Annotated in this window: 13 protein-coding genes and 1 pseudogene; 8 read left to right on the forward strand and 6 right to left on the reverse strand. The window is 68.1% G+C overall.

Annotated elements, in window-relative coordinates:
- On the forward strand, positions 1 to 1239 hold a 1239-nt coding region (locus ACFR9S_RS11800), incomplete at its 5' end, for a YcaO-like family protein (RefSeq protein ID WP_379818750.1).
- 26 nt (positions 1240 to 1265) lie between these two features.
- Here the strand turns inward: ACFR9S_RS11800 and ACFR9S_RS11805 are convergent.
- The 4 genes and pseudogenes from ACFR9S_RS11805 to ACFR9S_RS11820 all read right to left on the reverse strand — a co-directional run bounded on the left by ACFR9S_RS11805 (position 1266) and on the right by ACFR9S_RS11820 (position 4763).
- Positions 1266 to 2285, reverse strand: coding sequence for an amidohydrolase family protein (locus ACFR9S_RS11805; protein ID WP_379818751.1), 1020 nt, complete (start codon positions 2283 to 2285; stop codon positions 1266 to 1268).
- 309 nt (positions 2286 to 2594) lie between these two features.
- Positions 2595 to 3323: a hypothetical protein gene (locus tag ACFR9S_RS11810; protein ID WP_379730710.1), complete on the reverse strand. Its 729-nt coding sequence runs from the start codon at positions 3321 to 3323 to the stop codon at positions 2595 to 2597.
- Between the two features lie 60 nt (positions 3324 to 3383).
- Positions 3384 to 3599: pseudogene (locus ACFR9S_RS11815) on the reverse strand (DUF4382 domain-containing protein); the annotation flags it as partial.
- Positions 3600 to 3608: 9 nt separating this feature from the next.
- Positions 3609 to 4763, reverse strand: a complete 1155-nt coding sequence (locus ACFR9S_RS11820; RefSeq protein WP_379730709.1) for an acyl-CoA dehydrogenase family protein — start codon at positions 4761 to 4763, stop codon at positions 3609 to 3611.
- A 128-nt stretch (positions 4764 to 4891) separates the two neighbouring features.
- On the opposite strand from ACFR9S_RS11820, the gene ACFR9S_RS11825 reads away from it, so the two are divergent.
- Positions 4892 to 5152, forward strand: a complete 261-nt coding sequence (locus ACFR9S_RS11825) for a glutathione S-transferase N-terminal domain-containing protein (RefSeq protein WP_379730708.1) — start codon at positions 4892 to 4894, stop codon at positions 5150 to 5152.
- Between the two features lie 26 nt (positions 5153 to 5178).
- Here ACFR9S_RS11825 and ACFR9S_RS11830 read toward each other — a convergent pair whose 3' ends face one another.
- Entirely contained in the window at positions 5179 to 6354 is a 1176-nt protein-coding gene (locus ACFR9S_RS11830; protein WP_379730707.1) for an inorganic phosphate transporter, read from the reverse strand.
- A 187-nt stretch (positions 6355 to 6541) separates the two neighbouring features.
- Here ACFR9S_RS11830 and ACFR9S_RS11835 point away from each other — a divergent pair, with 187 nt between their 5' ends.
- The 6 genes from ACFR9S_RS11835 to ACFR9S_RS11860 all read left to right on the forward strand — a co-directional run bounded on the left by ACFR9S_RS11835 (position 6542) and on the right by ACFR9S_RS11860 (position 11066).
- A complete protein-coding gene (locus tag ACFR9S_RS11835) occupies positions 6542 to 7252 on the forward strand; it encodes a hypothetical protein (RefSeq protein ID WP_379730706.1) in 711 nt (236 codons plus the stop codon).
- 150 nt (positions 7253 to 7402) lie between these two features.
- Positions 7403 to 7774, forward strand: a complete 372-nt coding sequence (locus ACFR9S_RS11840; protein ID WP_379730705.1) for an Hsp20/alpha crystallin family protein — start codon at positions 7403 to 7405, stop codon at positions 7772 to 7774.
- A 249-nt stretch (positions 7775 to 8023) separates the two neighbouring features.
- Positions 8024 to 9367, forward strand: a complete 1344-nt coding sequence (locus ACFR9S_RS11845; protein ID WP_379818752.1) for an FAD-dependent oxidoreductase — start codon at positions 8024 to 8026, stop codon at positions 9365 to 9367.
- 82 nt (positions 9368 to 9449) lie between these two features.
- Complete coding sequence (locus ACFR9S_RS11850; RefSeq protein WP_379730703.1) at positions 9450 to 10001, forward strand: hypothetical protein; 552 nt, start codon at positions 9450 to 9452, stop codon at positions 9999 to 10001.
- Between the two features lie 44 nt (positions 10002 to 10045).
- Positions 10046 to 10531 carry a DUF5812 family protein gene (locus ACFR9S_RS11855; RefSeq protein WP_379730702.1) on the forward strand — a complete coding sequence of 162 codons (486 nt, stop codon included), beginning with the start codon at positions 10046 to 10048 and terminating at the stop codon, positions 10529 to 10531.
- A 55-nt stretch (positions 10532 to 10586) separates the two neighbouring features.
- Positions 10587 to 11066 carry a cation:proton antiporter regulatory subunit gene (locus tag ACFR9S_RS11860; RefSeq protein WP_379730701.1) on the forward strand — a complete coding sequence of 160 codons (480 nt, stop codon included), beginning with the start codon at positions 10587 to 10589 and terminating at the stop codon, positions 11064 to 11066.
- On the opposite strand, the gene ACFR9S_RS11865 is transcribed toward ACFR9S_RS11860, so the two are convergent.
- A complete protein-coding gene (locus tag ACFR9S_RS11865; protein ID WP_379818753.1) occupies positions 11057 to 12265 on the reverse strand; it encodes a cation:proton antiporter in 1209 nt (402 codons plus the stop codon). The genes ACFR9S_RS11860 and ACFR9S_RS11865 overlap by 10 nt on opposite strands.
- Positions 12266 to 12442 lie beyond the last annotated feature (177 nt).

Consider the following 12442-nt stretch of genomic DNA (forward strand, 5'->3'; position numbering starts at 1 on the left):
TACTGTCGCTGTGCCGGCGGCCGGGATCGAACGCTCTCGCTCTCCCACCGGGAGGCCGACTTCGACGACGCCATCAGCCGAGCGGAACTGGCCGTCGACGACCGCGTCGGCCTCGTCGAACAGGTGGGCGAGCAGGCGTCGTTCCCGCTCCCGTACTACCTCGCGTCGATCGCGGGGACGGAGGGGTTCTCCGACGCGGGCGCCGCCCCCTTCGCCGCTGGCGCGGCCGCCGACTGGAACGAGGCGTACATGAAGGCGCTGGGCGAGGGGCTGGAGCGCTACGCCGCCGGCGTCTACCGGACCGCCGAGTTCCGCCACGCGCCCGGGACGGCGCTCGAGGACGCCGTCCGATCGACGCGCTTCGTCACGAGCGACGGCTACGACCCCGACCCGGACGCCGAACGCCCGTGGACGCCGGGACTGGATCTCGTCGACGAGTCTGGGGTCTGGCTCCCCGCGGAGGTGGTCCAGTACCCCCCGCCCGAGCGGCGGATCAAGCCGCCGATCACCACCGGGCTCGGCCTCGGGAGTTCGACCATCGAGGCGACGATCTCGGGGCTCTCGGAGGTGATCGAGCGCGACGCGGCGATGCTCGCGTGGTACTCCGACTACGAGCCGCTGGGGCTGGCCGTCGACGACGAGCGCTTCCGCGAACTCGAGAAGCGTGCCCGCGCGGAGGGACTGACGGCCTCCGCCACGCTGCTCACGCAGGACGTCGACGTGCCGGTCGTCGCCGCGACGGTCCACCGCGACGGCGAGTGGCCGCGGTTCGCCGCCGGTTCCGGGGCGGCGCTCGATCCCGTCGACGCCGCGACCGGGGCGCTGGCGGAGGCGCTCCAGAACTGGATCGAACTCCGGGACATGGGTCCCGAACAGGCAAGCGAGGAGGGCGGCGCCATCGGCGAGTACGCCGACTTCCCCGACCGCGCTCAGGAGCTCACACACCCCGAGACGACCGTGCCGGCCGACTCGGTCGCCGATGAGGCCGCAGAATTCTCCGGCGAGGCCGCTCTCGACGCGCTGGTCGACCTCGTCGACGACGCCGGACTCACGCCGTACGCCGCCCGGACGACGACTCGGGACGTGGCCGCACTGGGGTTCGAGGGCGTTCGCGTCGTCATCCCCGAGGCACAGCCGCTGTTCACCGGCGAGCCGTTCTTCGGCGACCGACTGGAGCGCGTTGCGGCGTCGATGGGGTACGAGGCGCGGCCGGAGCGGGCGTACCACCCGTTCCCGTGAGCGGACGCCCGTCAGATCGTACTTCGTTATAGCAGCACGTCTTTTACGTCGCCCTCGCCCGCCCGGCGAACCACCGCGCGGACCGGCTCCTCCGCGCCGGCGAGGTTGTCCGAGTCACCGTCGAGCGTGAGCAGTTTCGCGGGTCGGCCCTCCTCGATCAGGCCGTACTCCTTCCCCGCGAGTTCGGCGCCGTTTCTGGTCGCCATCCGGAGTACCTCGGTCGCGCTCACGTCGGCGAGCTTGGCGGCGAACTCCATCTCGCGGAACATTGACGGCGAGTTCAGCATCACGTTGTCGGTCCCGAGCGCGACGGTGGTCCGCTCGACCAGTTCGCGGATCGGGGCGACACCGACGTTGGTGACGAGGTTCGAGCGCGGGCAGACCACCACCGGCATCTCCTCGCGCTCGATCCGGTCGAGATGCTCGTCTCTGGGGTGGACGACGTGGATCAGGAACGCCGGGTCGAGGTCCATCGCGGGCGTGAGGTCGTGCGGGTCGCGCTCGCCGGCGTGGATCGCGAACGGCTTGCCCGCCTCCCGACAGGCCTCGCGCAGGTCGCCGAACTCGCTGTCCCGGGCGCCGCTGGCGCCGAAGCCGTCGGCGGCTCGCATGGCGTCGGCGCTCTCGCGGCCGAAGATCACGGGGTCGATCTCCCGGTCGGCGAGCGCGTCGCGGATCGCCTCGACGCCCTCGACGCCGCCCTCGCGGAACTCCAAGAACGCCGCAGTACCCGAATCCTCCATGAATCGGAGGCTCCGGGCCATCGCGTCGACCTTCGCCTCGCGGCTGGCCTGCCGCAGGAGGCGGTGTTTGAGGCCGTCCGGCGGCGCGACCAGTTCGTCCAGCGAGAGGCCGCCGCCGGCCTCCTTCGCGATCGAGTCGCCGATGTGCGTGTGGGCGTTGACAAAGGCCGGGAGCACGATGTCCGTCGAGTCGGTCGGCGCCTCCTCGACGGCGGTGATCTCGCCGTCCTCGACGACGACGCGCCCCTCGATCGGCGTGAACGACTCGCCCCGCAGGATCGTCCCTTCGAGCGTGGTAGCCATACCGGATCGTGGATCCGGGGGGCAATGAACGCGACGCCACGTGGGCGGCGTCGCGGACCAACAGAAGGGTAACGGCCTTCCCCCAGCGGCGGCTACGCTCGGGTGGCCGATGACGACGGCACCGGGCCGAGCCGGACTCGGCATCCGGCGACGACGAGCCCTATGAGTGCCGAGGCCGACTTTCCGGCAAGACATTTGCGACGAAAAGTCACGAACGTTGTGAGACCGCGTACTGCCGCGTTTCGTTCGCGGGACTCCGGCGCAGTCTCCGATAGACGGCCGACCGGACGCCCCAGACGGACCAGCGCACTACGGTGGCGTCGTATCGTCGACCGCATCCTCGAGAAGCTCGAGAACCCCGCTATCGTACCGCTCGCCGACGTGGTTCACGTTCCAAAGACCTGATTCCCGTATCGCCTGACTCTGGCTGTGCCGACCGAGCCATCCGCCTCCTCGTGGGTCAATCGGTTGCTTGTCGAAGTTGCTGAGGAGAGCGATAGCGTTCCGTTCAAGATACGCCCGGTCACTGTCTGCACTCGGTTCGTCGTCGAGATTCACCCAGAGGAACGGCTGTTCGCGGATGTAGGTGCTCACCCGACGTTCGAGGATGTATTCTTCGTCACGGACCTCTGACCGATCACGGTTGATACTCGACCAGCGTTTGTCCCAGTCGGGATAGTCGTCGTGGAGGCCGTGCTTCTCGATAATCGCCTCGCCAACACGCTTGCGATACACGGAGCCACGATGAGCGCCCCCGTGAGGATGGTTGGAACTCCCGCTGCCCGTGCCGTAGTGTTGTTTCAGTCTATCCCAGAGCGTCGTGCTGCTCCCTTCAGACACTGCGTGTGTCCCGATGCGGGTAACGCGCAACTGGTCGGTTGATTCGCGTGTCTCGCCCGGTTCGAGGAAGAAGTAGACGCCGCGGTCAGGCCAGTCCATGTACCCGGTGCAGTTCTTGAGTTTCCGTGTCCCGCCGACTTGCTGCTCAAGTTCGTCGAGCAGTGTATAGAAGCGGTCGAGATCGTCCTGACGAGTCATTCTTACAGGATTCCTCTCATTCACGCACAAAGAGCTTCACCACTCGGTGCGACGGTCGGTTTACTCGGTCGTCGTCCCCTCGGTCTCCGTCACGTCCGAGTAGGAGACCTCGGTGCCGGAGGCGACCGGCTGGAGGAGGTACGTCCCGGTCTGCCCGCGCTTCACCGGCGTGAAGTCGGCGGTGAACGTCGTGCGCTGGCCCTCGCGGATCTCGAAGGACTGCTTGAACTGCAGCGGCGCCTCGCCGGGGGTCCCCACGTCGGCGGAGTGGGCCTCGCGCGACGCTCAGTACCCCTCGCCCAGTAGCTCCCGCGCGACGATGTTCTTCTGAATCTCGGTCGTCCCCTCGTAGATCTGGGTGATCTTCGAGTCGCGGTAGAGCCGCTCCACGTCGAAGTCGTCGACGAAGCCGGCGCCGCCGTGGATCTGGACCGCCTCGTCGGCCACGTCGGTCGCCACGTCCGAGGCGAACTCCTTGGCCATCGACGCCAGCATGGTGAGATCGTCCTCGGCGTGCTCGACGCTCCATGCGGACTTGTACGTCAGCTGCCGGGCGGCCTCGGTCCGGGTGTGCATCTCCGAGAGCTTGTGCCGGATCGCCTGGAACTCCGAGATGGAGCGGCCGAACTGCTCGCGCTCCTCGGCGTACTCGAGGGCGCGCTCGGCGGCGCCTTTCGCGATACCGACCGCCTGCGCCGCGACCATGGTTCGCGTCTCGTCGAAGAACTGCATCAGCTGGGGGAACCCCATCCCGCGCTGGCCGACGAGGTTCTCCTCGGGCACGCGCACGTCGTCGAACCGGAGTTCGGCAGTATCGCTTGCGCGGATCCCCATCTTCCCGGTGATCTTCTCGCTCTCGAACCCGTCGCGGTCGCGCTCGACGAGGATCTGTGAGAACCCGGTGTAGCGGTCGCCCACGTCGGGGTCGGTCTCGCACATCACGACGAAGTAGTCGCCGACGGAGCCGTTGGTGATCCACATCTTCGAGCCGTTGAGCACCCACTCGTCGCCGTCCTTCCGCGCGGTCGTCGAGATCGAACTCACGTCGGAGCCGGCGTGAGGCTCGCTGATCGCCGCGCCCATCACCGCCTCGCCCTCGGCGATCGGCCGCAGGTACTCCTCCTTCTGCTCTTCGGTGCCGAACTCCATGATCGCCTCGGCGCCGAAGCCGGCGCTGGTGACACAGAGTCCGATCCCGGGGTCGACCGCGAACAGCTCCTCGGTGATCAGCGCCATCTCCAGCGTCGAGTAGCCGACGCCGCCGTACTCCATCGGGAAGTGGGCGCCCGTCAGCCCCATCTCGGCGGCCTTCTCGACGATCTCGGCGGGGTACTTCTCCTCGCGGTCGTACTCGCCGGCGACGGGCGCGATCTCGTTCTCCGCGAACCGACGCACTTCCTCTCGCAGCTGCTCCTGCTCCTGAGTCAGTCCGAACTCCATACCCAATACAACGAGAAACACGTGAAGAATTTTTCGGCGAACAGAGGCGTGTGCCCGCCGATCGGCGCAGCCGAGGGGGGACCGCCGGCTGAACGCTTTAGTGGCCGCGGAGCGACCTTCCGACCCGGATGCTCGAACTCTACCAGTCCGAAGGCTGCCCGCACTGCGCGAAGGTCCGCGAGACGCTCTCAGAGCTCGGCGTCTCGTACGTGATCCACAACCCCCGGCTCCCCGGCGGCGCCGGCGGCGACGTGACCAACGAGGTGACCCACGAGGAACTCACGGCCGGCGGCGAGGACCAGATCCCGTACCTCGTCGACACCGACCGCGGCGTGACGATGTACGAGAGCGACGACATCGTCGAGTACCTCGAAGAGCACTACGAGTAACGTCCGCCAGTCCGCGGGGCGGACCGTTACCAGACGAACCGGAACAGGATCGTGAACGCGGCGTAGGCGCCGACCGTCGAGAGCACGGGCACGACGTTCTGCATGATCAACACCCGGCCGGTCGTCGCCGGGTCGAACAGGTCCGAGGCGGCGGGGATGTCCTCTGGCTCCTCCTCGCCGATCTCGGGGACTTCCTCGCCCGCCTCCTCGGCGGCCAGCGCGCCGACGGACACTTTGGCTTCCTCCTCGCCCCGAACCCCCCCGGAGACCGTCGCCGTCCGGGTCGCCCGCCCCCAGCCGAGGCCGACGATCGAGGTGGTCGCGATGATCACGAACGAGGCGGGGATGCCGATCGCCGAGAGGCCGATCACGATCGACGAGGAGACGACGGCGACGACGATCGCGGCCGTCAGCGGCAGGTCGGTGATGTCGTTGCCGAGCGTGTCGAGCGTCCGTCGGGCGATCGTGAACGCCCCGACGGCGACGGCGGCACAGCCCAGCAGGATCATCATGTTCACGTCGACGCCCGCGCCCACCAGCGGCGCGATCGCGTTCGCGATGTTCGAGGTGCCCGAGGCGAACGCCATCAGACAGCCGATCGTGATGACGATGATGCCGCCGATCATCTCCCGGCGGGTCGTGTTCGGCCCCGGGACGGGTCGCGGGACCGCGCCGGAACGCTCGATCTCCATCAACGGTCCCTCGCTGCTGTTGATCGCGACCCACTGGTTGATCCGCGGGTAGAGGTACCGCCCGATCATCCCCGACACCCAGAAGCCGACGATCGGCGCGACGATCCACCAGACCGCGATCTCGCCCATCACGACCCAGTCGAGTTCGCCCGTTGCGACGCCGAGGCCGGCGATCGAGCCGACGGCGGTCATCGACGTCGACGCCGGGACGCCGAAGTAGTTACCGACGAACAGCGCGCCGCCGACGAAGAAGAGGACGACGATGCTCGTCTCGATCGTGAACACGCTGGCGCTGGTAATGAGGTCCTCGCCGAGCTTGTCCACCACGCGGCGGCCGATCGTCCACGCGCCGACGAAGAAGAAGACGCCCATCAGCGCCGCCGCGCCGGTCTTGGAGATGGCGTCGGAGCCGACTGCCGGCCCGAACGCCGGCCCGGTGGTCGATCCACCGATGTTGAACCCCACGAACAGCGCCACGGCGATCCCTACGAGGAGAAAAACGTCGACCATACAGGACGCAGCGGCGCCGCGCTCTTAAGGGGTCGGAACGGCCCGCCCGCGACCCGGCGCGACCCAGCCACGGGCGGGCGGACGCCGCCACGATCGCCCGCCGGGAAAGATGGGTATACCCGTCTGGAACTCGGTGTTTGGGTATGACCGTCCACCGACAGCGCGAGCGCTCGCAGGAGGAGTCCCGATGAAGGCGTCACGCGTCGACGCTATCGTCGACATCGCCTACGGCCTGACGATCTTCGTCGCCATCGTACTGATTCTCGAACTCGGCACGCAGGTCGGCGTCGCGTTCGGCCTCGGGGCGCTGCTCTCCTACCTCGTCCACATCGCCTGGAAGATGGCGCGGTTCGACCCCGAGTGGATGACACAGGAGGTGACCCAGAAGGTGAGTGAGGAAGTCGAGGAGACCGTCAGTGAAACCGTCAGCGAGGAGGTCGAGCAGACCGTCACCGAAACGGTGAGCGAAGAGGTCGAGCAGACCGTCAGCAAGGAGGTCGATCAGGTGAGCGACACCGTGACCGAGAAGGTGTCCGAGGAGGTCGAGGAGACCGTCAGCGAGACGGTGAGCGAAGAGGTCGACAAAGTCAGCGAGGAAGTGACCGAGGAGGTCGAAGAGACCGTCAGTGAGACCGTCAGCGAGGAGGTCGACAAGGTGAGCGAGGAAGTGACCGAGGAAGTCACCGAGAAGGTCACCGAGGAGGTCGAACAGACCGTCGAGCAGACCGTCGCCGAGGGTGTCGACGCGGGCGACGAGGCCGGCGAGAAACCGAGAACCGAGGCCGAGACGGCCGAAGACGAACCCGAGACCGAGGACGAGTCCGAGGCCGACGGCGGGACGGCGGACGACGCCGACGACGAGTCGGACAACGGTCGCGATCCCGAGGATCGGAAGTAGCCCGCCGGCGTCGCGTCCGCTCAGCCCGGGAAAGCCACGATCGACCCGAGAGAGTTCGTTTTCTCCTTTCGATACGATCTTCTCGAAAATGATTAATAACGTACATTACGAAGCGTGCACAATGTACCGATGCAGTCGAGGTGATCAGCCATGGCGCTTCCGGAGAACCTGACCAGTTCCTGGACGCAAGGCCTCGATCTCCCGAGCAAGCTGTTCGAGTCCGGTCGTACCGACTACGAACTGTTCGAGGAGGACGGCGAGTTCGTCCTCAGCGTCGAGATGCCCGGCTTCGATCCCGAGAGCATCTCGGTGTCCTGGGACGAGGGTGTCCTGAACATCGCCGCGGAGCACGAGGACACCCAGCGCGGCCGACGGCGGACCTACCACCGTCGGTTCCGCTTCCCCAAGTCGATCGACGACGAGGGGATCACGGCCGAGTACAACAACGGCATGCTCGAGGTCCGCCTCCCCATCGAGGCGGAGGCCGCCGTCACCGGCACCGAGATCGAGGTGCAGGGCTGAGGACGATCGCCTCGACCATCCGTCGAGCCGCTCCCCGATCCGTTTTTTCGTACCGCGAGTCCGACAGAACACGACTGTTCGCGGTCGCGTGACCCGTCGCTCTCACTGACTGCCGTTCCTGTCGGTCGAGCCGACCGAACGCCCGCGTCCCGGCCGCTTCTGTCGATATCCGTCACGTCGATCGTCGAACACGACGGCGAAAGAAGACCCATTATCAGTGCGGAGCACGAGCGTGGGAGTAACGCCCACATGTCCGAACAGTACGACCTCGTCATCGTCGGCGGCGGCATCAGCGGCGCGTCGCTGCTGTACACGACCGCGAAGTTCACCGACATCGACTCGATCGCGCTCGTCGAGAAGGAGCCGGAGATCGGCGCGATCAACACGCACCACACCAACAACTCCCAGACGCTGCACTTCGGCGACATCGAGACCAACTACACCCTCGAGAAGGCCGAGGAGGTCAAGGAGGGCGCCGAACTGCTCGCGGGCTATCTGGAGAACCACGACCCCGACCGCGAGATGCACGCCAAGCGGAGCAAGATGGTGCTCGGCGTCGGCCGCGAGGAGGTCGACAGCCTCGAACGCCGCTACGAGGAGGAAGGGTTCGGCGACCTGTTCCCCAAGCTCCAGCCCATCGGTCGCGAGGAGATCGCCGACCTCGAACCCAAAGTCGTCGAGGGGCGCGACCCCGACACCGAGATGCTCGCGCTTCAGACGCCCGACGGCTACGTCGTCGACTACGGCGCGACCGCCAACTCGTTCGTCGAGGCCGTCGACGACGACGCCGTCGTCGACGTGTTCACCGGCACGGCGGTCACCGACATCACGCCCAAGCCCGACGGCCACGAGATCGAGACCGCCGGTGCGGGCACGTTCGACGACGACGCGACCGTCTTCGGCGCCGGCTCCCACAGCCTCCAGATGGCCAAGGAGCTCGGCTACGGGCAGGACAAAGTGCTGCTCCCCGTCGCGGGCAGCTTCTTCCTCGCCGACGACCTGCTGAACGGGAAGGTGTACACGCTGCAGATGAAGAAGCTCCCGTTCGCGGCGGTCCACGGCGACGCCGACGTCCACGACGGCAGCATCACCCGCTTCGGTCCCACCGCGAAGCTGGTGCCGGCGCTGGAGCGGGGCCGGATCTCGACGGTCGGCGACTTCATCGACGTGTTCGGGCTGAACGCCGCCTCCTTCCTGAGCTACGCGAACATCCTCGCCGACCGCATCCTGCTGCCGTACGTGCTCCGGAACCTCGTCTACGACGTACCGGAGATCGGCCCACGGCAGTTCCTCCCTCACGTCCAGAAGGTGGTGCCCAGCGTCGAACTCGACGACATTGAGCGCGCGAAGGGGTACGGCGGCGTCCGCCCCCAGATCGTCGACACGGAGAAGAAGTCCCTGGACATGGGCGAGGCCAAGATCGTCGGCAACGACGTGATCTTCAACATCACGCCGTCGCCGGGCGCCTCGACCTGCCTGAAGAACGCGATGCGTGACACCCACACGATCGTCGACTTCCTCGACGACGAGTACGAGTTCGACGAGGACGCGTTCCGCGAGGACACGATCGGGGAGTTCCCGCGCGCGGAGTAGGCCGCCGCGGTCGCAGGTCCGATCGTCCCGAACGCGGCGCTCCCTCGCGGCGTTTAACTCCGCCCGACTACAACCCCCGCCGATGGCAGACGACTACGACGGCATCCTCGGCGCCTTCCCCTACGCGTTCCGCGGGAGCGACTCGCTTCTGTTCCGGTCGTACGTGCTCGTCGCCGCCCTCGCGACGCTTTTGTTGGCGCTGACCTGCGTGCTCGCGATCGTCGTCGTGTTCGGTCGGACGGCCGGCGCCCGCGGCGGGAGCTTCACGCTCTCGCGGTCCTTCATCGCCCTCCTGGGGCTGCTGGCGGTGCTACCGACCGTCGGCCCCGTGCTGCTCGCGGCCCGAACGCGGCGGTACGGGCGCCGCGTCGATGGGTCGTTCGACCCGCCGGCGAACTACGAACCGCTGCTGGCGGTCGGCGGCTACCTGTTCCTGCTCTCGCTGTATCTCGGCCTGATCGCGTCGATGCCCGAGACGTTCGTCCTCGACGGCGAGACGATCGCCCGCCCCGAGCCGTCCGGCGTGTTCGCCCCCGTCGTCGCCGCGCTGTACGCGCTGCCGGCGATCGCCTCGCCCCTGCTCCCGACGGCGGCGGCGGCGCTGATCCTCCTGATCCACCGCCGGCTGCGCTGAGCCGCGGGCGAAATCCGGAAAGGGCTCGGGCGCCCAGTAGGGGTATGAGCGACGCCGAGATCGACAGTGCGACCGAGGGCACGTTCCTCGTCACGCACGCCGACGACGACAGCGCAGTGTTGCGGGACGTGGAGCGCGGCCAGGTGCACACGCTCTCCTCGAACCCCGGGCTCTCGGAGGACGACGTCGTGGAGGGGACGGTCGCCCCCGAGCCGCCGCTGGAGGTGACCGCCGAACTGGTCGAGGTCGAGGAGCGACGCTCGCTGTCGATCAGCGAGAGCCGCGAGCCGCCCACGAAGCAGGAACGCGAGATCGCTGCCGAGCAGTCCGTCGGCGAGCTCACCAAGCAGGAACGCGCCGGGATCGGGGAACTCCACGTCATCAGCGTCCCCGAGGAGGAGACCGAGGACGCCGTCGAGGACGTGCTCGAGGACCGCGAGGCGACGCTCGGGCGCGCCGCCCGCCTCGGCGTGAACCGGGTCGAGATCCGCTCGGAGCCGGGGACCGTCAGCGTTCGGTACCTGCCGTAGCCGGCGTCTGCGTTTCTACCCATACCGTTATTCCCCTCGCCGCGTCAGGTGAGGTATGACCGTCTACGAGACCGACCTCCCCGGGGTCGGCCGGAAGTTCGACCTCGAACTCGACGCCGGCGGGGTGGCGTCGGTGGTCGTCCACCACGACGGGCGCTGTGAGCTGTACCGCCGGCCCGCCCGCGACGAGAGCGGGGAGAAGCTGCTCGACCTGAACGGCGAGGAGGCGAACAAGCTCGGCTCGATCCTCGAGGGCGCCTACTTCGAGTCGGTGAACGTCGACGCGCTGTCGGCGCCACTGGGCGACGCGATCATCCAGTGGGTCGAAGTCGCCGAGGGGTCGTCGCTCGTCGGTACGACGCTCGCCGAGAGCGAGATCAAACGCGACACCGGCGCCACGGTGATCGCGGTCCAGCGCGGGGAGGAGACCGTTTCCAACCCCGACGCCGACTTCGAACTCGCTGGCGGGGACCTGCTCGTCGCGATCGGCACCCACGAGGAGCAGGCCGCACTGAAGGACCGCGTTCAGGACTGAGCCGTCGTCGGGAGCCGTTCCGCCACCCGCTGGATCAGCCCCGCGTTCCGCATCAGCATCGTCCCGAGGATGCTCGTCAGGAGGACGTAGCCGACCGTGAACGCCGGAATCGTCTCGCGGAGCGCCGGCGTGGTTCCCGCGGTCAGAAGGAACGCGGCGATCACCAGCGAGAACTCCCCGCGAGGGACCAGCGCGGCGCCCATCTTCGACGCCCCTTCGACCGAGAGCCCCCAGCTCCGCCCGGCAACGTAGCCGCTGACGATCTGTCCGACAACGGTGACTGCCGCCGCGGCGACCACGAGCCCGGCGACCGAGACCACCACCCGCGGGTCCGTGCCGAGCCCGACGACGAAGAAGAACACCGCCGCGAACAGGTCCCGGCTGGGCGCGAGCAGGTCCTGTATCCGGGCGGCGTGGGAGGTCTGCCCGAACGCCGCGCCGGCGAGGAACGCGACGATCGCGTCGCTGACGCCCGCAGCGAGGCCGAAGCCGGAGACGAGCGCGGTCGCGCCGAGGACGGCGAGCAGGAACAGTTCGCCCGAGCGCACGTCGAACGCGCGGTCGACCCACTCGCTCCCGTAGTACGCCAGCAGCGTGAGCGCGACCAGCACGACCGCCGCCTGCCCGAGCGTTCGGCCGAGGGAGGCCACGTCGGCGCCGCCGAGCAGCACCGCCGAGAGCACCGCGAACGCCGCCGCGGTGAGCACGTCCTCGACGACGATCACGCCGAGGATCGCCTCGCTCTCGGGGTCGGCGATCCACTCCAGATCGATCAGCGACTTCGCGATGATCACCGTCGAGGAGTTGAACGTGATCAGGCCGACGAACAGCGACTCCACGAGCGAGAAGCCCGCGGCGAGGCCGACGACGATCCCCAGCGGGAAGCTCACGGCCACGTCGACGGCGCCCGCCCGGAGGAACTGCGAGCGCTTGCGGATCAGCGAGGCGAGGCTGAGTTCGAGGCCGACGAAAAACAGCAGCAGGACGACCCCCAGATCCGCGAGTAGCCGGACGATCTCCGTGGACTCGACGACGGTGAGCGAGACGCCGCCCACGGAGGGCGCGTAGGGGCCGAGCAGCACGCCGACGAGGATGTACGCCGGGATCACCGACTGGCCAAGCCGGAGCGCGAGCAGGCCGCCCAGCGCCAGCGCGGTCAGGAAGATCCCCGCGGTGAGGACGAGGTTCGCCTCGACCATACTCCGAGAGAACACGCGGGCGGAATGACTGTTGCGGTGCGGCGGGGGCTACCCGGCGCCGAACGCCGCGGCGAGCGTCGCGACGTACAGCACGCTGCTCACGGCCGCGAACGCCGCGTAGACGAGCGCCGGGACGGCCAGCGACTCGGTCGCGTCGTAGGCGGCGGCGGCGGCGCC

It is taken from the genome of Halolamina salina (assembly GCF_042678005.1).
GTDB lineage: Archaea > Halobacteriota > Halobacteria > Halobacteriales > Haloferacaceae > Halolamina > Halolamina salina.

Bases quoted from the DNA above. Each gene is read 5' to 3' on its own strand.
- ACFR9S_RS11805 (WP_379818751.1), bottom strand. From the start codon at position 2,285: ATGGCTACCACGCTCGAAGGGACGATCCTGCGGGGCGAGTCGTTCACG.
- ACFR9S_RS11810 (WP_379730710.1), bottom strand. From the start codon at position 3,323: ATGACTCGTCAGGACGATCTCGACCGCTTCTATACACTGCTCGACGAA.
- ACFR9S_RS11820 (WP_379730709.1), bottom strand. From the start codon at position 4,763: ATGGAGTTCGGACTGACTCAGGAGCAGGAGCAGCTGCGAGAGGAAGTG.
- ACFR9S_RS11825 (WP_379730708.1), top strand. From the start codon at position 4,892: ATGCTCGAACTCTACCAGTCCGAAGGCTGCCCGCACTGCGCGAAGGTC.
- ACFR9S_RS11830 (WP_379730707.1), bottom strand. From the start codon at position 6,354: ATGGTCGACGTTTTTCTCCTCGTAGGGATCGCCGTGGCGCTGTTCGTG.
- ACFR9S_RS11835 (WP_379730706.1), top strand. From the start codon at position 6,542: ATGAAGGCGTCACGCGTCGACGCTATCGTCGACATCGCCTACGGCCTG.
- ACFR9S_RS11840 (WP_379730705.1), top strand. From the start codon at position 7,403: ATGGCGCTTCCGGAGAACCTGACCAGTTCCTGGACGCAAGGCCTCGAT.
- ACFR9S_RS11845 (WP_379818752.1), top strand. From the start codon at position 8,024: ATGTCCGAACAGTACGACCTCGTCATCGTCGGCGGCGGCATCAGCGGC.
- ACFR9S_RS11850 (WP_379730703.1), top strand. From the start codon at position 9,450: ATGGCAGACGACTACGACGGCATCCTCGGCGCCTTCCCCTACGCGTTC.
- ACFR9S_RS11855 (WP_379730702.1), top strand. From the start codon at position 10,046: ATGAGCGACGCCGAGATCGACAGTGCGACCGAGGGCACGTTCCTCGTC.
- ACFR9S_RS11860 (WP_379730701.1), top strand. From the start codon at position 10,587: ATGACCGTCTACGAGACCGACCTCCCCGGGGTCGGCCGGAAGTTCGAC.
- ACFR9S_RS11865 (WP_379818753.1), bottom strand. From the start codon at position 12,265: ATGGTCGAGGCGAACCTCGTCCTCACCGCGGGGATCTTCCTGACCGCG.